The organism is Leyella stercorea DSM 18206 (assembly GCF_000235885.1).
GTDB classification, from domain to species: domain Bacteria; phylum Bacteroidota; class Bacteroidia; order Bacteroidales; family Bacteroidaceae; genus Prevotella; species Prevotella stercorea.
Window position 1 is genome coordinate 2,701 of sequence record NZ_JH379338.1, and the last position, 411, is coordinate 3,111.

Sequence of the window (411 nt, forward strand, 5' to 3'; positions counted from 1 at the left end):
CTAAATTCAATACAGATAAAGTAACGAATATGCGAGGAATGTACCATTGTTGCTATAGACTTACCTCCCTTGAACTCTCAAAATTCGACACACGGAACGTGACAGATATGGGTTATATGTTCGGTAGTTGTAACAACCTCACTTCCATTGATGTCTCTAACTTCGACACACAGAACGTAACTAATATGCATAATATGTTCATTGGTTGTGGCAACCTCACTTCCATTGATGTCTCTAACTTCGACACACGGAACGTGACTAATATGTACGGTATGTTCGGTGATTGTGGCAACCTCACTTCCATTGATGTTTCTAACTTCGACACACAGAGCGTAACTAATATGGATTTTATGTTCTTCCAATGTTATAGCCTCACCTTCCTCGACCTTTCTAACTTCGACACACAGAACG

Annotated in this window: 1 protein-coding gene; it reads left to right on the forward strand. The window is 40.1% G+C overall.

What is annotated here, in order from left to right; genetic code table 11:
* Window positions 1-38: 38 nt before the first annotated feature.
* The coding region (locus HMPREF0673_RS00185; protein ID WP_245544209.1) for a BspA family leucine-rich repeat surface protein at window positions 39-411 on the forward strand (373 nt) is incomplete at its 3' end.